This is a genomic window from Gemmatimonadota bacterium, assembly GCA_026706845.1.
Classification (GTDB): Bacteria; Latescibacterota; UBA2968; order UBA2968; family UBA2968; genus VXRD01.
Genome location: JAPOXY010000215.1, coordinates 1 through 21,252, shown reverse-complemented (window position 1 = coordinate 21,252; position 21,252 = coordinate 1). Strand labels below are relative to the sequence as shown.

General features: G+C 53.1%; 16 protein-coding genes. 1 reads left to right on the top strand and 15 read right to left on the bottom strand.

The window, feature by feature from the left end; all coding sequences use genetic code 11:
* Nucleotides 1-10: 10 nt before the first annotated feature.
* The 5 genes from OXG87_19675 to OXG87_19655 form a co-directional block, all read right to left on the bottom strand.
* A complete protein-coding gene (locus OXG87_19675; protein ID MCY3871774.1) occupies nt 11-3,265 on the bottom strand; it encodes an efflux RND transporter permease subunit in 3,255 nt (1,084 codons plus the stop codon).
* Between the two features lie 84 nt (nt 3,266-3,349).
* A complete protein-coding gene (locus OXG87_19670; GenBank protein MCY3871773.1) occupies nt 3,350-3,859 on the bottom strand; it encodes a DUF1854 domain-containing protein in 510 nt (169 codons plus the stop codon).
* A 17-nt stretch (nt 3,860-3,876) separates the two neighbouring features.
* Nucleotides 3,877-6,174: an ABC transporter ATP-binding protein gene (locus OXG87_19665; protein ID MCY3871772.1), complete on the bottom strand. Its 2,298-nt coding sequence runs from the start codon at nt 6,172-6,174 to the stop codon at nt 3,877-3,879.
* Nucleotides 6,175-6,317: 143 nt separating this feature from the next.
* Complete coding sequence (locus tag OXG87_19660; protein MCY3871771.1) at nt 6,318-7,058, bottom strand: DUF1992 domain-containing protein; 741 nt, start codon at nt 7,056-7,058, stop codon at nt 6,318-6,320.
* Between the two features lie 14 nt (nt 7,059-7,072).
* Nucleotides 7,073-7,735 carry an acyloxyacyl hydrolase gene (locus tag OXG87_19655; protein ID MCY3871770.1) on the bottom strand — a complete coding sequence of 221 codons (663 nt, stop codon included), beginning with the start codon at nt 7,733-7,735 and terminating at the stop codon, nt 7,073-7,075.
* A 232-nt stretch (nt 7,736-7,967) separates the two neighbouring features.
* On the opposite strand from OXG87_19655, the gene OXG87_19650 reads away from it, so the two are divergent.
* The gene (locus OXG87_19650; protein MCY3871769.1) at nt 7,968-8,999 is read left to right on the top strand and encodes a mandelate racemase/muconate lactonizing enzyme family protein; all 1,032 of its coding nucleotides are present in this window, start codon (nt 7,968-7,970) and stop codon (nt 8,997-8,999) included.
* Nucleotides 9,000-9,031: 32 nt separating this feature from the next.
* Here the strand turns inward: OXG87_19650 and OXG87_19645 are convergent, their stop codons facing one another.
* The 10 genes from OXG87_19645 to OXG87_19600 all read right to left on the bottom strand — a co-directional run bounded on the left by OXG87_19645 (nt 9,032) and on the right by OXG87_19600 (nt 21,029).
* Nucleotides 9,032-10,915: a sodium:solute symporter family protein gene (locus OXG87_19645; GenBank protein MCY3871768.1), complete on the bottom strand. Its 1,884-nt coding sequence runs from the start codon at nt 10,913-10,915 to the stop codon at nt 9,032-9,034.
* A gap of 83 nt (nt 10,916-10,998) precedes the next feature.
* Complete coding sequence (locus tag OXG87_19640) at nt 10,999-12,276, bottom strand: iron-containing alcohol dehydrogenase (GenBank protein ID MCY3871767.1); 1,278 nt, start codon at nt 12,274-12,276, stop codon at nt 10,999-11,001.
* Nucleotides 12,277-12,372: 96 nt separating this feature from the next.
* Nucleotides 12,373-12,816 carry a thioredoxin family protein gene (locus tag OXG87_19635; protein MCY3871766.1) on the bottom strand — a complete coding sequence of 148 codons (444 nt, stop codon included), beginning with the start codon at nt 12,814-12,816 and terminating at the stop codon, nt 12,373-12,375.
* 120 nt (nt 12,817-12,936) lie between these two features.
* The gene (locus tag OXG87_19630; protein MCY3871765.1) at nt 12,937-13,875 is read right to left on the bottom strand and encodes an ABC transporter permease; all 939 of its coding nucleotides are present in this window, start codon (nt 13,873-13,875) and stop codon (nt 12,937-12,939) included.
* Entirely contained in the window at nt 13,872-15,368 is a 1,497-nt protein-coding gene (locus tag OXG87_19625) for a sugar ABC transporter ATP-binding protein (protein ID MCY3871764.1), read from the bottom strand. The genes OXG87_19630 and OXG87_19625 overlap by 4 nt, the downstream gene beginning before the upstream one ends.
* A gap of 19 nt (nt 15,369-15,387) precedes the next feature.
* The gene (locus OXG87_19620) at nt 15,388-16,905 is read right to left on the bottom strand and encodes a hypothetical protein (GenBank protein ID MCY3871763.1); all 1,518 of its coding nucleotides are present in this window, start codon (nt 16,903-16,905) and stop codon (nt 15,388-15,390) included.
* 10 nt (nt 16,906-16,915) lie between these two features.
* Nucleotides 16,916-17,896, bottom strand: coding sequence for a substrate-binding domain-containing protein (locus OXG87_19615; GenBank protein MCY3871762.1), 981 nt, complete (start codon nt 17,894-17,896; stop codon nt 16,916-16,918).
* A 1-nt stretch (nt 17,897) separates the two neighbouring features.
* Nucleotides 17,898-18,743, bottom strand: a complete 846-nt coding sequence (locus OXG87_19610; protein ID MCY3871761.1) for a glucose 1-dehydrogenase — start codon at nt 18,741-18,743, stop codon at nt 17,898-17,900.
* A gap of 137 nt (nt 18,744-18,880) precedes the next feature.
* A complete protein-coding gene (locus OXG87_19605) occupies nt 18,881-19,756 on the bottom strand; it encodes a phytanoyl-CoA dioxygenase family protein (protein ID MCY3871760.1) in 876 nt (291 codons plus the stop codon).
* A 61-nt stretch (nt 19,757-19,817) separates the two neighbouring features.
* On the bottom strand, nt 19,818-21,029 hold the full coding sequence (locus tag OXG87_19600; GenBank protein ID MCY3871759.1) for an ATP-binding protein: 1,212 nt from the start codon (nt 21,027-21,029) through the stop codon (nt 19,818-19,820).
* Nucleotides 21,030-21,252: the final 223 nt, after the last annotated feature.

Sequence of the window (21,252 nt, the reverse complement as noted above, 5' to 3'; positions counted from 1 at the left end):
TGGGCTTTTTTTATTGTGCGCGTGCTACGGCTGTGACGCGCTTGGCAAATTGGGAGAGGTCATCCATGAGGGAATAGACCGTGGGCAGGAGCACGAGGGTTAAAATTGTTGAGATGGACAGTCCGGAAATAACCACCAGGCCGATTGGGCCCCAGCGCCTTGAGGTACCTTCTGCATTGCCAAAGAGCATCGGCAATACCAGAGGCATCAGGCCAATAATAGTGGTCGTGGCAGTCATCATAATCGGACGCAAGCGGTCTTGCCCACCGCGAATAATGGCATCGCGGCGAACAAGCCCCTGTTTTCGGTATCTGTTGATATGATCGACCAGGACAATACCGTTGTTGACCACAATGCCAAAGAGTACGAGAAGGCCGTATTTAGCATTGCTGTCCATGGCGATCTTGAAGGTGTAGAGACCGAGCGCGACGCCGATGAATGCAAAGAAGATGCAGAACATAATGGTGAGCGGATGGACATAGGACTCAAAGAGCGAGGCCATGATGATGTAAATGAGAATGAGTGCTAAAATCAGGGTCTCAAAATCCTGACCCTGTTCTGCATTCATCGATCTGAAGCGGCGGTCCATTTCATAGGTATATCCCTTGGGCAGGGGCACGCCTTCCATGCGTGCTTTCATGATCCGGCCAACGCGGAAGACCGCTTGTTGGTCTGTGTTGGCAAAAACGGTTACGGTTGACATGCGGTCTTCGCGTCGAATGGTGTTGGTGCCCGTTGTCAGGTCGAAATTCGCCAGACTGGAGAAGGTAACCATGCCGCCATTGTCGCTTTCAAATTCCGTTGTTTTGAGCTGTTCGAGGGTGGCGCGGTCTTCTTCGCGCAACAGTACTGTGATGTCGATTTCACCGTCGGGAGTTTTGAAGTTGGAGCCGCCGCGTGAGCCGAGCGCAGAGGCGATGGTGGTTGCAATATCGCGAGGCGAGAGGCCGTAGCGCTGTGCGCGTTCGCGATTGACCGTGACGCGAATCTCCTCGGTTCCACTTTCGAGACTGGTCTGTATTTCGTGAACACCGGGCATGCCCTGCATGCTGGTTTCAATGTCTTCGGCCAAAATGGCCAGTGTTTCCTGGTTGCGTCCTTTGAGTTGAACGCCAGCCCCCACAGCAGAACTTCCGCGCCCACCGCCGGATTTGAAACGCACGCCCGGAATGTCTTTGGGCAGGAGGGCCATAACTTTGCGCTGAACTTCATCTGTGGTGAGTTTGCCTTCGTCTGCCGGCGTGAGATAAAGGGTCAGGCGTGTGCCCCGCCGACCACTGTATCGGCTGCCAATGGCTTCGATGTCGAGTTCGTCTTTTAAGGGGATGAGCATGTCTTCGGCAATTTTGAAGATTTCACGCGCTTTATCTACATCGTAACTCCGGGGCATTTCAATGGTGAGCCTTACGGCGCGGCTGGGTTGATAGCGGAAGGGCTGTTGTTCTACTTTGCCATAGATGTAGTTGCCCATAAAGAGCAGGACACATGCCACCGAGAGGGTTGCCCAGCGGTAGTGAAGGGTAGAAGAGACCAATTTGGCATAGAGGGCTTTGGGGCCGATTGCGCGGTAGCGAAAATAGAGAAAGACTGTCGAGGCAATGACGCCGGGAAAACCAATTTTGGCAAATAACGGCAGCGCGCTGATGGTCTTATTGGCGTTTGCCCACAGACCTGCGTAATCAATTTTGCTGAAGTCCGTGTAGTAAATAAGGGTACCCAGGCCGAGCGCGGCTACAAGGCCGACGATGCTCTTGAGAATGCGATCGAGGAGTTGTCCATCGTGCTTGAATGCGCGAGAGGCTGCCAGTGGAATGAGTGAGAGCGCGATAGAAAACGAGGCAATAACGGATATGATTACTGTAATGGCAAAGTCGCGCATGAAGAGCGAGGTGCGCGAATCAGTGACAAAAATGACCGGAATAAATACGCAGATGGTCGTGAGCGATGCGGCGAGGACGGGAAGTCCGATTTCATCGCTGCCCTCAAGCGCGGCGTGCCTGGCATCTTGCCCTTCTTCAAACCGCTTGCGAAAGATATTTTCAAGTGCCACGACCGCGGGATCAACGAGCATGCCGATGGCGACCATCAGACCCATCATGGAAATGAGATTGAGGGTGATGTTTGATCCGGATTGGCGCATGAAGTACATGATCAGGAATACGGTGAGCACGCTGATGGGGATAGCAGAGCCGATGATGAGCGTACTGCGGAAGTTGCGAAGAAAAATAAAGATGGCGATGACGGCCAGCAGACCACCCAAAATAGCAGATTGGCTGAGGCTCGTGATGCTATTTGTCACGTCGATGGATCGGTCGCGCACCATGTGCATTCGGAGCTTGTCTTTGCCGACCTCTTCATGGATGAGGGCGAGTTCGTCGCGCACGAGTTTGCAGACATCGACCATGTTGGCGGTTGAGGCTTTCTGGACCTCAAGGTTCAGCGAAGGGCGTCCGTCGAGGCGTTCAAAGCTGCGGGATTCGGGATAATCGTACGTGACATTGGCAATGTCGTCGAGGGTGAGATTGGGGCGAATGGGTAGATCGCGAATTTGATCAACGGTTTCAAACTCGCCCATGCTGCGAACGGCGAGGCGTTTGTTGCCTTCGGTGACATACCCCGCGGAGACATTGATATTGTTGCTATTCAGGGCGCGGTTGATGGTGCGGAAGTCCAGTTTATAGGCTACCATGGCTTTTTGATCGACTTCGATGAGGAGGTCTTTTTCCCGCAAACCCTCGAGCACGACATTGGCAACACCCTCGAGACGCTGGACTCTGGGCAAGATTAGCTGATTGTACACGTTGACGAGTTCCTGGTTGTTTTCGCCAAGCCAGGTGAGGGAGTATTCGAGGACGGGAAAGTCTTCGGTGTCGAAGCTGCGAATATCGATGCGATCGACATCGGCGGGCAGGTCGGCGCGAACCTGATCGAGGCGGTCGCGGATGTGAACACCGATGATGTCCATATCGGCATCCATTGCAAATTCCATGCCGACGCGCGCACTGGATCCGCTGGATGAAGAACTGATGCTTTCAACACCCGACAGAGTGCCGAGGATTTCTTCGATGGGACGCGTGATGAACCGCTCAATTTCTTCCGGAGAAGAGGAGGGATAATTGACGGAAACAAAGATGCGCGGAAATGTCAGGCTGGGCAGGTATTCGAGCGGCAGTCTGAATAGAGAAATAAAACCCATCATCATAATACTGAGCACAATCATAATGGTGCTGATGGGTTTATTAATGGCAAATTCACTGAGTTTCATGGTCCCTCCTTCCTGCGAATAAACGCGTCAAGTGATTTTGATTTTGACGAAAATATTATTGCGATTGTTCCCCAGGTAGAGATTTCAAACAATGGTTTCCACAAATGCAACGCTCTCGGGGTCAAGGCGGCGGTAATCGACGATCTCGTAGCGGTTGCCATCGGCGTCTCGCAGGATCACGCGCACGTCGTCAATTACGCGCACGTCGCGCTTGCTGCTGGGGATTTCAAATACGCGATGCCCGCGATCTGTTTCCACATCCCATGTGGGGACGTGGAAATTGGAAACAATGCTATTTATTTTTAGAATACGCGGCATAAAATATGCCTGTTCGAGTGCTATTTCTAATGCATCTCGGCTGTCTGAGTCGAGATCGACCATGTCGCGTACAATGCCAATTTCGCTGCCGTCTGAATCGTGGAGCACGATGAATTTTGTGGACGCGTTGAGCGGAAAAGCGCGCTGTACACCAATCCGCTCGTGGATTTCACCGCGCAGATCGAGTGTGAGGTCGTCAAAATCATCGAGATACAGACGAATATCGCGGGGCGCGAGGAGGGAGAGACCGCTGGTCAAGTCGGGGAGTGAAGACATTGATATACCTTTGTTCGCTACCACGCACGTAGTTTGGACAGTTCAGTTTGCATGCGGCAAAGGCGCGCGTAAATGCCATCATAGGCGATGAGTTCGGCGTGTGATCCCATCTCGGCGAGTAAGCCCTTGTCGATGATGAAGAGGCGGTCTGCGTGTTTGAGCGTGGAGAGGCGATGGGCTATGGCAAATGTCGTGCGCCCTTGCACGAGTCTGTAAAGGGCTTCCTGGATCTGCGATTCTGTCTCGGTATCCATGCTGGAGGTGGCTTCATCGAGAATGAGAATGCGTGGGTTTCGCAGAATCGCGCGCGCAATGGAGATGCGCTGCCTTTCGCCGCCCGAGAGCCGAACGCCGCGTTCACCTACGGGTGTGTCGTAACTATCGGGCAGGCGAAGGATAAAATCGTGTGCATTGGCTGTTTTGGCGGCTGCGACGATTTCATCGAGTGACGCATCGGGGTTGCCATAAGCGATGTTTTCGGCTATGGGTCCATTGAAGAGAAAGGGGTCTTGCAGAACGACGCCGATCTGATCGCGCAGAGATTTGAGGGTGACATCGCGGATATCGCGTCCGTCGATTAAAATCGCGCCGTCCTCAATGTCGTAAAATCTACAAATCAGGTTGATCAGGGTGCTTTTGCCCGCGCCAGAATGCCCGGCAAGGCCGATCATTTCGCCAGGTTCAACGGTAAAATTGAGATTTTTGAGAACGGGTTTGTCGGTTTCATAAGAAAATGTTACGTCGTCAAATTGGATACGTCCTTCAATGGCGGGCATGGCGTATGCGGAGCGCCTGTCGGTTACGTCGGGCTGAGTATCGAGCACTTCAAAGACCCGTTCGGCAGAAGACGCGGCTCGCTGGAAGCGGTGGTTGAGGCGGCAGAGGCTTTCAACCGGGCCGTAAAAACGCCACATGTACTGCGTAAATGCCACAAAGTTGCCCAGGGTCAAAGCGCCGTCGAGAACCGAGGATCCCCCCACGAGCCATATAATCAGCGTTCCGATAGATGTAATAAAAGCCATGACGGGGCTGAAGATGCTGCGGATGCCCGCAATTTTGATTTCGCCCTTGAGGAGGTCTTCGCTGCGCGTCTGAAATTTACCCACTTCGCGTTTTTCCTGTGCAAAGGCTTTGACCACGCGCACGCCGGGAATGGTGTCGGCAAGGAGTGCGCTGATGGCCGCCCAACGCCGAAACAGGCCGCGATAGGTGCGATGCAGGCGGTGACCAAATTTGAGGGTTGCGATAACCAGGAAGGGTGTGGGGATTAAGACGAGGGTGGCGAGTTTGACATTGAGCCAGAATAGAATGCCGCATATAAAGGCGATGGTAACGATGTCGCGGATAATTTCTTGCAGGCCATCGCTGATAAAATCTTGCAGGCGGCCCACATCCTGGGTGATGCTGGCCATAATGGTGCCAGTTTCGCGTTCGTTGTAGAAGCTGAGAGAATGGCGGTGGAGGTGCTGATAGACCTCATTCCTGAGGTTATAGGTGATTTTCTGTCCAAGAACGGACAGGATATACGAGCGTATGGCGCGAAGGCCCGATTGTGAGAGGTTGATCAGCAGGAGCAGGCCCACGAGAAAATAGAGGATTTGGTATCCGGTAGGTATCCCAAATATGCTGTTTGTGATATCGCGGAAAATGGTCGTCTCATAATCTGCCGAAGGTGCGAGTACGCCATCGATGAGGTCGCGCATCAAAAGCGGTGGGGTAAGGCCAATAAAGGTTGAGGTGAGGAGCAGGGCAAGACTCAGAGTTCCGAGCTTCCAGTAGGGACGCGCGTAGGCGAGCAAGCGATACAGCAGTTTGCGGGTGTCGAGGCAGTTGGTGCAGACTCCCACCCTGCGCGAAATGATTGTGCCGCACACGTCGCACCGCCTACCTGAAATCGCGCGCCCAAGTTGGCCTTTTGCGATTTTGTCTTCGGTTTTGCGCGCGTCTTTTACAAGGGCCTCAAGTCGGTGCGTTATCCGATTGAATTTCTGGTTCTGGCCTTTGGTAAATCGCGCGAGTGTGGCGCCCGTGGTTGCGGTGCGGACTTTGAGCAAGCTGTTGCCAAACAGGTCTTTGACTTCGAGATTGGTAATTTCGGAAAGTGGAATGCGCTCTGTGTGTGGCGTGGAATCGCCATTGGGGCTAATTGCAAACAGGTGTTTGTCTGTGGCGAGGAGATAAGCGGTTCCATATGTGCCATCGAGACGGATGTCGGTACTGGCCGATAATTGAACCGTTTCTTGCGATGGGACAAGGCTATCTAAAATGTGCTGTGGAGGGATTTCCAGCAGATTTATCTCGGAAGCGTTTGCCACAGATCAACTCCTGATAAAAAGAAAGTGTTTACTTACTTATAAGTTACTGGAATTTGGCAAGTGCGTCAAGATAAGATAGGAGGGGATCAGGTGGAGGTATCCGCAGATGAACGCAGATGAACACAGATAAACAAAAAAGAAGATCAGACAGATCTGAACAGACGTTTCCAGAGGGTTGGCTTTTGAGAGCGCTGCCATGCTTTGAGACGCGATTGCCAGTCGCGTGGGCGTTCGGGCAGGAGGGGGAAACGTTTTTGTATGTATTCTCTCTGCGCTTCAATATTGACTTTGGCTGTGGGTGCATAAGCTGGCAAAAGGGAGCGGTTGGCGAGTTGTCGCTTTTTGCTGGCTTCAATATTTTCGTGCGCGAGGCGCAGGTTTTCGAGATATCGGTATGTCAGGTCGCGCACCCGCGCATTGTATTGTTTGCACAATTGGTCAAAGGTGCTGATGGTCTCAAGGAGATCGGACGCAGGCGGCGTTTCCGAATTGGGATGAAATTTTTCTGGTAGTGCATTCAGGCCAAGTGCTTCGCATATCTCGTTGTCGTCGGAAAATGTGCGGATGAGTGTTTGCGCGAGGGGGCGAATTGCTTTTTGCAATGGCGCGATTTTTTCGCTTGCGCGTTGCAGGTGCTCGTCGGCATTTTTAAGGTGTTCTTCCGCGTCTTTGCGCTCCTGGAGATGTGCGGGAAGTACGTTGTTGTCGCGCAGGATTTTGCCCGCCATGCGATGTTCCGCATCGGGGCGAAAATACGCTTTTAAATCGAGTGGCTTGCCTTTGCCGGGAATGTCGGTATCGTCTGACACGGCATCGCGCAGCATTTCATCGGGTGTGCGCCTTTCGGGCTTTCCATCGGGCGTGCGTCTGATTGTTTTGTCCATTATATTGCTCCATGTCAGTTGGAAGAAAGCCAAAATCGACATCCAAAAGTAAAATTTACTGTGCCTGTTATTTCGTCGGCAATATTTTCTTTTTCAACCCGAAAAGGCATAAATTGAAAACGGATTTCAGTGAAAAAGCGAACATCTTTTCTTTGGAAGGCAAATTCGCTGCCTATCCCGACTAAGATATGAAAATACAGGTCTGAGGATAGATTGCGATGATCGTTGGGACGAAAATAAAAAGCTCCCAGCCCAGCGTTCCAATACGGTGCAAATGGCTTATTGGCTAAAATTTTATATCTAAATTCAAGGAGAAATGAACTTAACCAACCTCCAGAATTAAATATACGGGATTCCAGGGTATTCTGCACATATCTTTGCGGCATGGAAAAGAAAGATCCGTGTAAAACCAGATCTACCTGTTCATCCCCGATAAAGAACTCACCATTTACAACAGGTCCCATCTGGGTACTGGCGAGAGGGAAAGAGATATGGCAGGCTTCATCAAAGAATAATACATCTATCAGGTCGCATGGAAATTCGGTTTGATTCATCATGGGAAATGCAACACCCGTCCCCAATCCAAATCCGATATGGGCTTCCTGGCAATACGTGTTTACAGGACAGCATATTGCGATCAACACCGCCAAAAGAATTATTTTTGTATTTGCGTACATTCAATTTATCCCTTTCTGTGTCAGTAAACAGGTCTTTCATTTGTGATAACATCAAAATTCGTGCCTATTCGCCCGAGCGTGGGATAAAGTATTGGTTTAAGACATTTATTTATAGCTATTTATATTATATTTTAATGTGCAATATTTCACTGTAGATAATCTCGTAGTGTGGCATAAAAACCACACCTGTGGTCATTTTGCTACGTTTATTTTTTTATAGGAGAGATTTCACATGATCATTACACATGTTCGCGCAGTGCAGCCCGATGCGGATCGCGCACCTGCTGGTTGGCGCGGAACGATTGGACAGATTCTGGTGCGGATTGATACGGATGATGGGTTGTCGGGATACGGTGTTGGTGGAGGCGGTCCGGCGGGTATTCACGTGGTTCAGACGGTGTTGCGCGAGGTCTTGATCGGCGCGAATGCCGAGGATGTCGAGGGGTTGTGGGATGCGATGTATCGCCATACCGCGGCCTATGGTCGCAAGGGGATTGCGATGATGGCGATTAGTGGTGTGGATTTGGCATTGTGGGATTTACGGGGCAAGCGGGCGAATAAACCGCTTGTCGAAGTGCTGGGAGGAACGCGAATGGCAGTGCCGTCGTATCGCACGGGGTGGTCTCGGGATGATCTTGAGGGCGCACTCGCGCTGGGTTATAAGGCTTTAAAATTTGGCATTGGCGGGATGGATCCCCACAGTGAATTGGATGCGATAGCTGATTTTTTTGCGGATGTGCGGTCAGTTGTTGGCAACGATATTCAATTGATGTGCGATGCGTCAATGGGGTGGGATGTGGAGGGCACGTTGCGCGCTGCGGATCGGTTGGCTGAGCTCAATTTGGACTGGTTGGAAGAGCCGCTTTTGCCAGAGGATTTTGGCGGCTATGAACGGTTGATGCGCGAGAGTCCCATTCCCATCGCGAGTGGCGAGCACGAATATACGGCGCGTGGGTTTGAGGCGCTGATGCAAAGGGGGTTACACGCTATTTATCAACCGGATGTGTGCTGGTGCGGGGGATTGACAGAGTTGGTGAAAATTTACGCGTTGGCAAAGGAGTACGATGTTGAGGTGTGTCCACATCGCGGGGGAGAGGTGTGGGCGCTGCACGCGATTGTCGCGCTCGATCCCGATCCGCTGGCCGAAAGTGGACGCCCCTGGATGACGTGGGTGCGCGATCAGCCGGAAGTTGTGGATGGCAAAATGGCACCAGGTGAGGGGCCGGGTTTTGGGGTGTGGTTCGACGATGATCTGTGGAAATAACCCATTTAGCCCGGTGGATCTTTCACCGGGTTTTATTTTTCAAAAAACGCTTTGCGTTGCGAGGTTACATCTTCAATGGGAACGGGCTTTGAGAGACCGACTTTGAAGGCGAGCATCCACATGACAAAGATACCAAAGATCAGCATGAGGAGTTGCCAGACCCAGAGCGAGGGCAAACCAAAAGGCGCCCATGTGGCCGGGGTATTGGGATCGGAAAAGAGGGTGTTGCCAACCGTGGCAAAAGGTCCGAAGCCAATGAGGAACCACAAAACGGTGAGGATCCACGCCGGTGTCACCCATTTCTTCTGGTCTTCGGTGAGGCCAGAGACGGCCTGGATAAAGGCGTGATGTTTTTCGCGTTTTTCGCGTTCTCCGTTGTTTTCTGAACCAAATTTTGAGACGAGCAGGGCAATGATCAGGTTGGCGAATATGCCCCAGCCCGCACTGTGAATGGTGAGCGGGAATGCGCCCCAGGGTAGTCCAAATACAGCCACTGTGCGGTCGGTCAAGGTGACGGCAATAAGACCGGCAACAAGGCCCCAGACCACGCCTTTGCGGGTGAGCCAGGGAAAGTAACATACGCCCATGAGAGCTGGGTACATCTGGAAACCGTAGGCAACGGCCAGACCGCCGAGCATGACGATGGCGCCGGTGAATTGCGCGGCGACGAATAGCGCGACCACTGTGACGACGATGACAAAGATGCGCCCACAGAGTTTTTGTACGCTGTCCGATGCGTCGGGGGCGACGTATTGTTTGTAGAGGTCTCGCGTGACCATGCCGGAGAAGGTGGACATATAAGCAGCACCTGTGGATTGCATTGCGGCGAGGGCACAAACCGCGAGCAAGCCGACGAGCCAGGGAGCCGCGTCGGTGAGCAGGTTGATGAGTTGGGGGACGAGGTTTTTGTCATTGGCGGATTCAAAGATACCATTTGCAATGAGGATGTTGCCCCCAATGCCCTGAAAGATGGTGAAGGAGAAGAGGATGATGCCGATGATAATCGAGGATGCCACGACTTGCTGCCAGCGGAAGGGTTCGCTGGTTTTGTTGGAAAAGCACCACATGGAAAAGGCGGGGGAGGATTGGATGCCCATGAGCGCAAACATGTAGGTGAGGCACATCATGCCGGTCCAGACACTGCCCTGTGCTTCGGCGCCTGAAGATACGGCCTGGATAGTTCCCGGCATAGCCACGATGTTCGAGTGGCCGGCAGGGGTGAGTTTTTGACCCGATACGAGGTCTTGTTTGACATAGGCTGCAAGGCCGTCGGTAAATCCGCCCCAACCTCCTGCAAAGCTGATGGCGATGCCTCCCAGGATGACAATGCCGAGGGCGAGCAAGATGCACTGGGCGCAGTCAACATAGGCTACGGAGCGAAGACCGCCGGATGCGACGTAGATCATAACAATGGCGGAGAGGGCAAACATACCAATTTCAATGCCGATCATGCCGTCGGTGAGTACGTGGAAGAGGTCGCCAGAGGCGCGGAGTTGTACGCCGAGGTAGGGTACTGAAAAGAGGAAGGCTACGAGAACCGTAAGCAGGCGCATGGCATTGCCACCGTAATAGGTGGTGTACATTTCGCCGGGGGTAATGTGTTCAAATGCCCGACCAACGATCCATTGGCGGCGCAAAAAGAGCACGCCAGTAAAGGGAATTGTGAGGGCGTAGAAGGAAGCGAATGCGTAGGGCAGGCCATCGATGAGGATTTTGCCTGGATGTCCTACAAAGGTCCAGCCGGAAAAGCTGGTGGCGGTGGCCGCGAGAACAAATACCCATAAGCCAATGGTGCGCCCGGCCACGAAGTAGTCGGTTGATGTGCGTGAAGAAATGGCACCTCTGACGCCCCAGAAGAGGCAATAAGCCCAGTAAAGTCCCACAAAAGCAAAAAGCCAGATTAGTTTTGCGTCCACGAAAAGCCCTCCTGTTATGCCTGTATATCAATGCTGTTGGTGCTTACATCATAATATTTCAAAAACAGAATGGCAACCTTTGATTACCATGCGAGCATTGCATCTTTGAACAGGCTCTCCAGGTCTTCGGCTTCTGCGGGACGCGGTGAGAGTTTGGTGACTCGGTGTTGGGGGAGGGTGCCTTCGACGAGTGCGGGGATGTCGCTTTCGGTGAATCCGATTGCTGACAGACCATTGGGCACTTCGAGCTGCTTCATAAGGGCGACGATTTGATCGGCGAGGATGTGGCCCGCTTCGTCGGGAGATGCGTTGGAGATATCTGCGCCCATGATCTGTGCAGCCCGAAGGTGGCGGTCTGGCCGCGCGGGGCCTGTGAATCGGAAGACGGGAGGGGCGTTGAGGACGACGGACATGCCGTGTGGGATGATGGCGTGGTCCGTGATCATGCCTTTGGGTTTGAAGTCTCGCACCATACCTGAGACGGGATACGACATGCCGTGGCAGAGGTGAACGCCGGCATTGCCAAAGCCGATGCCTGCGAGCGATGCGGCGAGGATCATTTGCGCGCGGGCTTTGTCGTCATCGGGATTGCGGACCGCGCGAGGCAGATATTGCGTGGTCATTTCTATGGCTTTGAGTGCCCACATGTCGGAAATGGGATTGGTGCCCTGATAGGCGGGGCGTTCGATTGGGCGATTGGGTCTGGGGCGTTCGGTATAGGGGATGGCGGTGAAGGACTCGAGGGCGTGGCAAAGGACGTCGAGGCCAGTTGCCGCCGCGATGGAAGGCGGCATGGTGCGCGTGTTTTCGGGATCGACAATGGCGAGGTCGGGTTTGAGATAGCGGTGTGCAATGCCGGTTTTGACGTGGCGGTCAGAGAGGTCCATAATGGCTACGCCCGTGGTTTCGCTTCCCGTACCGGCTGTGGTGGGAATGGCAAAGAGGGGTTTGACGGGGCCGGGAACGGGTTTGCCTTGGCCGATGGGTGCATTGATATAGGCGAAGAAGTCGTCGGGATAGGTTGCAAATAGATTGGCTGCTTTTGCCGTGTCGATAGATGAACCGCCCCCAATGGCGACATAGCCTTCGTAAGCGCCTTCTGTGGCGACTGCAATGGCGTCTTTGAAAGATATATCTGTGGGTTCCACGCGTACGCGATCGAACAGATCGTATTCTATGCCTTCGGCTTCCAGGCTCTCTCTCGCGGTTTGAACGGGGGGCAGATCGACGAGGTTGGGGTCGGTGATGACGAGGACGCGCTTAAGACCCATGTCGGACAGGTCCATGCCGATTTCGCGCGTTGTTCCCACCCCAAAGCGCAGGTTTGAGGCTCCCATTTGAAATGCAGTGTCTTTGCTCATGTTGTGATTCCGATCATTGCAGTTTTGATATAGTTGATTTTTCAGGTGCATCGCCCAGTGTTCGCTAAGCGATGCACCGTAATTCGATCTCTTGCCTCACATGTCCATGTCCTCGTCCTCTTCCGCAGTTTCGGCAATATGGCCTTCAATTTTGCCGATCATTTCATCGGCGGTGTTTTCCTTAGTCAGGGTTTCCATCAGAGCCTTGTCCGCGGGGTTGATGATCAGGACCAGCCCGGTCTTGTTATTGGTTTTGAGGTGTTGCTCTATACCGAGGGCTGCGGCCAGCAGGCGAGCCTGGCCGGTGCGATCTGCGTCGGTCACGTCCAGGGTGAGAAAGAGAACAGGCTCGGCAGACATGGTTTCTCGGACTTCGTCGAGAATGGGCACCAGTGCCTTACAGGAGCCGCACCAGTCGGCGTGTACTTTGACCACGTACAGGGCTGGCGTGCCTTCGCCTTCTACTTCGACGGTGGCTGCAAAGGCAGGGGCTGTGGTGAATAAAAAGGCGAGGGCGATGAGGGTGTGTCGGGCTTGCATGGGTTTACTCCTTGGAATGGGTGAATGAGCCATGTCGTTGGCTCGGGTCTGCAATAAGATATGTTTTTTCTAACTCAGGTATAAAAAATAAGTTGCAAAAAATAGACTGGATTACTTCGTCTATCTTTCTCGATGTCTCAGTCTATCGACTGCCACGGCGATGACTATAATAATACCGGTGACGATTTCTTGCACCCAATTTGGCAAGCCCATTTGTGAACAGCCAGAGCGGATGACGGTCATGATCAGTGCGCCGACTACGCTGCCGAGTACTGAGCCTTCGCCGCCCGAGAGGCTGCCCCCGCCGATGACAACGGCTGCGATGACGTCGAGTTCGAGGCCAACGGCGACCGTGGGATCGCCTACGGTGAGACGAGAAAATTGGAGGAGTCCGGCTATGCCCGCGGATGTTCCGGCGAGGGCATAGACGAGTAACTTGGTGGCTTCGACGCGGATGCCGCACAGGCGAGCTGTGTTCTCGTTGGATCCAATGGCGACGATGTGTTTGCCAGGGCGGGTATAGGCGAGGAATCCGCCGGTGAGCAGGGCGAGGATGATGAGGAGCCATACGCCGGGTGGGAATATCCACCACGCACCTCGCGGTAGTGCTGCGAGCAGGTCGATGAGATAGGTGAGGGGGGCGTCGATTTTTTGTTCGCCGGCCAGTCCTTTGGCAATGCCGCGCACGAGCAGTAGCGTGCCGAGTGTGACGATAAAGGGCACAACGCGAAAACGGGTGATGATCAGGCCGTTGACAAGGCCACACAGCGCGCCTGTGAGTATGCCGATGAGCGCGGCAACAGGGGGTGACAGACCAGCCTGGAGCGATGCGGCGATGGTGACGGTGGTTAGGGCTATGATGGAGCCGACAGATAGGTCAATGCCTCCGGCAATGATGACGAGGGTCATGCCGAGCGCTGCCGTGCCTACAATGGCTGTTTGACGCGCGATGGTTTCGAGGTTGCGCCCGCTGCTAAAGCTGTCGGGACCGAGAATGGCGAATAGGCCGTACACTGCAAAGAGGCCGAGCAGAGGGGCAAAGCGCGATAGATGATTCACAGTGCGACCTCCTGTCCGGTCGCTTCGAGCATGAGGCTGTGTTCGCTGCATTTGTCAACAGGATGCGCCGGGCCGAGTTGACCACGGTACATGACGGCGATGCGGTCGCATATCCCGAGGAGTTCGGGCAGGTAACTGCTTACGAGGAGTATGGCTTTGCCCTGTGTTGCGAGCTGGTCAATCAGGTGGTAGATGTCGGCTTTGCTGGCAATGTCAATACCGCGCGTGGGTTCGTCCAGAAGGAGGCAATCTACGTCGTGGTGGAGCAGGCGGGCGAGCGCGACTTTTTGCTGGTTGCCACCGGAGAGATTCGCAATGGATTGTGCAGGTCCCGATGTGCGAATGCCAAGGCGAGATATCCACTGTTGGGCAATGGCGCGCAGTTTTTTGGGTAAGATGATCCCTCTGGGCAAGTGCGACAGGGTGAGATTATCGGTCAGACTCATCGATTGGGCGAGGCCCTCTTCTTTGCGGTCTTCGCTGAGTAATCCCATTCCCTGGGCGAGGCGCTGTGCAGGTGTTGCTCGGGCAGTGTTGTGCGCGAAGGTGATATTGCCTTTGCGGATGGGGTCAAGGCCAAAGATGGCGCGCAAAAGTTCTGTGCGGCCAGCACCGATGAGTCCACCGATGCCGAGTACTTCTCCGCGGTGCAGGACGAGAGATGCGCTGTGAGGGAGAGGGGCTCCAGCGAGATCTGTGAGGTCGAGGAGTGATTCGCACGGTGTGCGATTGGTACGGGGAAAAAAGTCGTCGATCTGCCGGCCTACCATGAGGTGAACGATATCGGGTATAGGAGTTTGAGCGACCAAACCGCTGCCGGCTTTTTTGCCGTCGCGCAGAACTGTGAATTGATCGGCGATCTCTTTGATTTCTTCGAGGAAGTGCGAGATATAGACGATTGCCAAATTCCGCGCTTTCAGGCGTTGCATCACGCGAAATAAACGGTCGGCATCTGCGCGCGTGAGGCTGCTGGTGGGTTCGTCGAGGACGAGGACGCGGCATTGAACAGAGAGTGCGCGTGCAATTTCTACGATTTGTCTTTCGGCAATGGTGAGGGTGCTCACGCGTGCGTGGGGATCGATGTCGGCATGGTCGAGTTCTGTCAGCGCGTTTTGGACAAGGGCGTGCATGTCTGATTTTTGCAATAACCCGCGTCGCGTGATTTCCATTCCGAGGAGGACGTTTTCTGCAACGGTTAGATGGGGCGCGAGGGAGAGTTCTTGATAGATCATGGCTACGCCCTGCTGGCGTGCCTGGAGGGAATTGGCAGGTGCGAAGGGCGATCCGTCAACGGTCATTTCCCCGGCATCGGGTTGCAAGGCTCCCGATAGCACTTTCATCAGGGTGCTTTTGCCCGCGCCATTTTCGCCGATGAGGGCGTGGATTTCGCCGGGTGAAACGGCAAAATCGACATTGTCGAGCGCGACGGTTGCGCCAAAGGCTTTGCGAATGCCGCGCATGGCAAAGCGCGGATGTTTGGGAATGGACGACATAGAGGATGTGCCTGACCGCCTATCGGATAAATCCCAACGTACGGTGGATAATGTGCGGGTCAATCACGACAGCGGGTTTTGAGTTGGGCGTAATTTGTTTTCCAAAAGCAGAAGCGAATGCGAGAAAGTCCGAGAAGCCGATCATACCATCTGCATCGATGTCAAATCGCGGGTCAAAATCCGGATCCGAACTGCTCTTGCCAAAATGGGCGGCGAACATGAGGAAGTCCGAGAAGCCGATCGTGAGATCGCCGTCAAAATCGAAAATTTCGAGTGCGACCGTGGGGGTGAATCGAACTTTTTCGAGGTACGCAAATAACAGGTCGAGATCCCGAGACGATTCAGAGATTAACACGTCTGTCCCTTGCTGCTCAATCCTGAAGTCTGTAGATCCACGGTGTTTTATTGCGAGCACGCCTTCGTAGGCAGTTTTGAACTCCGTCGCGTCTCGTTCCGTATCCCAGGTCGTGAACAGGACGAGAGCGGGTGTATTATCCTGGCGGTGTTTGAGGACGACATACTGGTCGCCATGCCAGCCTGCGGCTGCTGCGTGTGATGGGATAGCAAAGGTATTGAAGATAATTCTGAGTCCAAATTCGCCCAGTGTATCCCTGTCCAGCAATTCCCAATTTCCTGTGAAGGTTTCATTTGCCAAATCAGGAAGTGCGATTTCCTCGAGAGATTCTCCTGCGAAGTATTTGTCTGGGTGAAGGATGTGTTCCATTGACATTGGCAAATTGGTGTACGCGCGATTCACTGTTGCCCAACCCCCGCGTTTTTTCAGGTCAAAGACAAAGGCCAGCCCGCGGAAATAGATTCCAATTGTTTGTTCGAATATAAAATCGGGGGTTTCGTCAATCGTTTTGACGACCTGTGGGTCTGCTGTTGCATCTTTGAGGTTGCGCTTGACTTCGCCAACTGTCGTGCTGGCAATATCGTTTATGAATCGCTGTAGTTGGGCGTCTGACATCACCCGTCCAGCGCGATCGAAAAACCAGAGGTATTGCACCAGCGTTGCATCGCCTTCGGCGAGAGCTTGATGGGCTAATAATTCATCGCTATTTGTAGTGCTGAGCAATTGGTCGAGTCCAAAGTGCTGGTCTTGTAGCACATGCGTGAGTTCATGGGCTATGATTATTTGAAGCTCTTGTCTGGGAATTGATCCTATGGGAATGTTGACAGAACGGTCTGCGGGATAGTAATAGGCGCCTATTTGGCTCTGTGAGGCTCTTATCAGAGCTTCGAAGTCGAAGGGGACACCGCCGTGGTGCAATCCGATGGCGCGGATTAATAGATCGTAGTTTTGACGAATTGTTTGCGGTACAGTCTGATTGAACTCATCGCTTATGAATGCGGTGATTTCCGCGTTTGTCTGATAGCGTATTGTGAATGGCTGGATAAAGTTGAGTAACCGAATTGACGATACTTGCGGCTTAATCGTTTCGCTTAGCACAGTCAGGTTGGGTAAGGTCTGCGATAGGGCGATTGAGGGGGCGGCGGTGATAATTATTGCAATTCGGCAGAGTTTTTTCACCATTTTGCTCCGTTTATTTCAGCCATTTATCCAGATCGGGGGTTAATACATCTTTGATGTCAGGATCGTTCATGTTGTCTTTGGTGACGAGGGCAACGCCGGTGTCAACGCGCTTTTCAACGGGTTGGTTTTGGAGGTGTGCTACTATGGTTTTGACGCCGAGGTAGCCCATTCTAAAGGGGTTTTGCAGTACAAGCCCGTGGATCTGGTCGTTTTCGAGGGCTTCGACGAGTTTTTCCGAGCTGTCAAAGCCGATGAATATGACACTGCCGGCGAGGCCCGCGTCTTGCAGGGCGCGCAGCATGCCAAATGTGGTGGATTCGTTGGGGCAGAAGATGCCCTGGATGGTGAGTTTGCCGTTTGCATCTTTCAAGGGGGCGAGCAAGTTTTCGCTGGCCTGATACGCGCTTTCGGTAGTGGCACCGCCGTGTTGATTTGATGAGGTGATTTCGATGTCTGAATGCTCGCCAATTGCGTCGAGAAATCCCTGTTCGCGTTTCATTGTGCTGGCAGAACCTTCCTGGTAGCGCAGCATGATGATTTTGCCCTTTTGGTTCAGGCGTTGGGCCATGTCAGCACCTGCGAGGCGTCCTCCGCGATAATTGTCGGTGGCGACAAAGGAGACGAAGTCCTCGCTTTGAAGGCCCGAGTCGATGATGACGACCGGGATACCGCTGCGTACGGCATTGGCGACGGGTATGCGAAGGGCGGTGTCGTCGAGGGGCGCGAGCACAATGCCCGAAACGCCGCGAGAGATGAAGTTTTCGATCAGTGCGATCTGGTCTTCGCGATCGTCTTCCTTGAGCGGGCCTTTCCATATTATTTCTATGTCTAACTCGCGCTGCGCTTTGACTGCGCCTGCGTGAATCGATTTCCAGAACTCGTGAGTTGTGCCTTTGGGGATGACGGCAATGGTCGTTTTTTCCGGGGCGGTTTGTTCACTCCCACAAGCGATGAAGAGCATGAGGGTCAATGAGATTAAGATGCGATTCATATCATTCTCCTTCTTCACCTATGTCCTCATCAGATGTAAGCCCCTCTCGGGCGATCCAGGATCTGTCCCATTTTTGACCGCCGATGAGGCCGCCATCGACAACGAGGGCGTGACCGTTGACAAATGAGGCGTGATCACTGGCGAGATAGAGGGCTGCGTGTGCGATGTCTTCGGGCTGACCCGCGCGATGGATAGGCTGTCCGCCAGCGAGTTTTTCGGTCATGAGTTGATATGCTTTGTCCGATTCTTCGGGCGCGAGGTCCAATGCCGGGGCAAATATGGGAGTGGCAATGCCGCCCGGGCATATACAGTTGACGCGGATGTTGTGTGGTCCCAATTCCATTGCCGTTGTCCGGGTGAGGTGTATGACGGCGGCTTTACACGCGCTGTACACATGCGGCGCATAGCCCGTGCGAAGGCCCGCGACGGAACCCGTGCTGATGATGCTGCCCGATCCCTGTTTTTTCATCACGGGAGCCGCGTGTTTGATGCCCATGAAGACGCCGCGCAGGAGAATGCTTACGGTTTTGTCAAAACCCCGCATGGATGTTTCTTCAACAGGTCCCGCCACACCGCCGTATCCGGCGTTATTAAAGAGGCAATCCAGGTGTCCAAAATGCGTGACGGCGAGGTTAATCATTGCTTTGATATCGGGTTCCCGTCTCACATTGGTGTGCTGGAAGATGGCGTTGTGACCGAGTTCTTCTGCAACAGTCCGGCCTTTATCGTCCTGGATGTCTGCGATGACGACTTGCGCGCCTTCTTCGACAAAGAGGCGAGCGGTGGCGCGACCAATGCCGCTCGCGCCACCCGTGATGATCGCTACTTTTCCATCGAGTAGTCCCATGAATAGCCCTTTTTATACGACGTTACGTGTCAAACATACCCTATTTTGGTGATTGGATATGGGAAGCATACTAATTTTGCATAAATTAGTATGAAATTAGTATGAGTATCATCAATTGCACTTGTTGTGATCGATAATCAGGCAAGAGCCAGATCTTCTTGCCAGACTGGTGGTCTGACGAGGGGCAGGTTGTTTTGTTCGCACCAGGGTTTGAGCGGGGTTTCACCACCACTGGTTTGATATTCTTCTGTTTTGACCAGTGTTTCGCCAAGGAGGTACTGGCTCAGTGGATCGAGTTTGTCCAATAGCGATTGGGGTTGTACGCGGTAATCTATGGGGGCGAGCCATCTGTAGCCATATCCAAACATGATGACTTTGCGGGTCTGGTCGGAGAGGTTGACACCGCCGGCGTGATAGGTTCGGTTTTCAAAGATGAGACAGTCGCCGGGTTCGAGATGCGGTTCGAATGCGCCTTCTGGATCGCCATTTGGGGGAATGTCGAGGGGATCTCGCAAGAGATTACTGCCGGGCACGACGAGTGTGGCGCCCGCATTGGGTTCGGTGAGGTCCGTGAGGTAATAAGCGCATTTGAGCATGCCCCGAGGCGCCGCGTGTTGGAGGTCGTTGTTGAGGCGACCGTAATCGCGATGCCAGTTTGGCGCTCGGGCAAAATCAGGCGTGCCGGGCGGGTCGGGGTGTTTGTAAATCAGGTGTGAGGTGGTGAGGTGAAGATATGCGCCGAGGAATTGCACGACCATGGGAAAGATTGTAGGATGTGTGAGGAGTGGCAAAAAGGCATCGTCTAAGGCGATGCAGTTGCGAAAGCCATCGTAATATCCATTCTCGCGCGTTTGTCGGTTTGTTTTTTTGTCACTGCCGATGAGTCGGTCGCATGTTTCGAGCAAGTGTGCGACTGTTTTTTGATCGAGTGCCCGGCGCACGATCAAACAGCCATTTTCATCAAATTCCCGGATGGTTTCTTTGGGAAGGATATTCCAATTTGGGGTGGTCATTTTTGAGGTCCTTTTTGATCAGGTCTCAGATAAGTTGTGATCTGATTAGTTGCATAATTTCTTACACTTCTGTTTGATTTAGCCAATATTCCACGGGTGTTGAGAGAAACCGTTCGAGAGAAATCCCGCCCGGACCGACGATTAACATGCGACCTGGCTTGAAAGATTTGGAGAAAGATTCCATGCCGGGGAGCGAAGTAGTTGTGCGCCCGCTTTTTACTTCTATTGCCACGAGTTTCTTTCCTTTTCGCAAGACAAAATCTACTTCTCGGTTGCGCTCCCGCCAATAAAACACTTCACACATACCGCCAGCTGATGCGTTGATCAGGTGTGCGCCCACTGCAGACTCTGTTAAGCGTCCCCAAAATTCGCGGTCTGCAAAGGCTTCTGCCTGTGTCATGTCAGATAGCGCGGTTATCAGCGCTGTGTTGAAGACTTGAAACTTGGGACTTGATCCTCGGCGTCGCGCTGTGTCGCCTGCGTATTTATGCAATCCGGTTAGTACGCCAGCACCGGTAAGCAGGTCGAGGTAGTGGGCAAGTGTGGTTGTGTTCCCAGCATCCTGAAGTTGGCCTATCATTTTTGTGTAGGAAAGAATTTGTCCCGAATAGGCACAGCCCAGTTCAAATAGTCGCCGAAGCAATGCTGGTTTGTCAACGCGGGAAAGCAAAAGCACGTCGCGTGCGACGGTTGTTTCTATGAGAGAGTCTATGATGTAGCGTGACCAGCGGAGCGGTTGTTCTATCAATGGTGCGGCACCTGGATAGGCACCGTAAAAGAGATATTGGTTCAGATCCCATCCAAAGGCTGTCCGCATTTCAGAAAAGCTCCAATGCGGCATGTGCAGGGTTTCAAAACGTCCCGCAAGGCTTTCTGTCAGTCCATGCCCGATTAAAAGCGGGGCGGAGCCGAGTAATACGGTTTTTACCAATGTTCTTTTTCGGGTGTCTTCATCCCAAAGATACTTGACCGTTTCAGCCCAATGCGGAACTTTCTGTACTTCATCCAATACGAGTAAGGCGCCTTTTTCTGAACTGGCGGCAAGCAATCGCGCCTCTTCCCATTGGGATTCAAGCCATCCATTGTCGCGAAGTGTCGGCTCATCTGCACTGGCAAAGTGATATGGCAGTGTGCTCTGGTCTGCCACTTGCAATGCAAGGGTCGTTTTGCCGACCTGCCTCGCTCCCGATACGACCTGAATGAATCGCCGGGGTTCTTTTAACCGCCGCGCCAACTCCGCAGCCTGTGGTCTGATGAATATTTCTTTGCTCATAGCACTGAGTAATTTTACTCAATGTATTGAGTAAAATGTAATTTTGTAAGTTGAGTGTTTATTTCGAATATGGACATGGATAAAGTTAGCAAAGGGATAGTCAGATATTTTTGGCGAAGGCTGGAGAGTGAGCCATTAGATACAAGGGGGAGCGAATATTCTCATTTGTTTATCAAAGCAGATAGAGCGGCATCGGCTCTACCGCAGGATACCCATAGCTCAG

What these genes read in the sequence shown, in the direction of transcription:
- OXG87_19675 (MCY3871774.1), bottom strand. Translation starts at nt 3,265, where the DNA reads ATGAAACTCAGTGAATTTGCCATTAATAAACCCATCAGCACCATTATG.
- OXG87_19670 (MCY3871773.1), bottom strand. Translation starts at nt 3,859, where the DNA reads ATGTCTTCACTCCCCGACTTGACCAGCGGTCTCTCCCTCCTCGCGCCC.
- OXG87_19660 (MCY3871771.1), bottom strand. Translation starts at nt 7,058, where the DNA reads ATGGACAAAACAATCAGACGCACGCCCGATGGAAAGCCCGAAAGGCGC.
- OXG87_19655 (MCY3871770.1), bottom strand. Translation starts at nt 7,735, where the DNA reads ATGTACGCAAATACAAAAATAATTCTTTTGGCGGTGTTGATCGCAATA.
- OXG87_19650 (MCY3871769.1), top strand. Translation starts at nt 7,968, where the DNA reads ATGATCATTACACATGTTCGCGCAGTGCAGCCCGATGCGGATCGCGCA.
- OXG87_19640 (MCY3871767.1), bottom strand. Translation starts at nt 12,276, where the DNA reads ATGAGCAAAGACACTGCATTTCAAATGGGAGCCTCAAACCTGCGCTTT.
- OXG87_19635 (MCY3871766.1), bottom strand. Translation starts at nt 12,816, where the DNA reads ATGCAAGCCCGACACACCCTCATCGCCCTCGCCTTTTTATTCACCACA.
- OXG87_19625 (MCY3871764.1), bottom strand. Translation starts at nt 15,368, where the DNA reads ATGTCGTCCATTCCCAAACATCCGCGCTTTGCCATGCGCGGCATTCGC.
- OXG87_19620 (MCY3871763.1), bottom strand. Translation starts at nt 16,905, where the DNA reads ATGGTGAAAAAACTCTGCCGAATTGCAATAATTATCACCGCCGCCCCC.
- OXG87_19615 (MCY3871762.1), bottom strand. Translation starts at nt 17,896, where the DNA reads ATGAATCGCATCTTAATCTCATTGACCCTCATGCTCTTCATCGCTTGT.
- OXG87_19610 (MCY3871761.1), bottom strand. Translation starts at nt 18,743, where the DNA reads ATGGGACTACTCGATGGAAAAGTAGCGATCATCACGGGTGGCGCGAGC.
- OXG87_19605 (MCY3871760.1), bottom strand. Translation starts at nt 19,756, where the DNA reads ATGACCACCCCAAATTGGAATATCCTTCCCAAAGAAACCATCCGGGAA.
- OXG87_19600 (MCY3871759.1), bottom strand. Translation starts at nt 21,029, where the DNA reads ATGAGCAAAGAAATATTCATCAGACCACAGGCTGCGGAGTTGGCGCGG.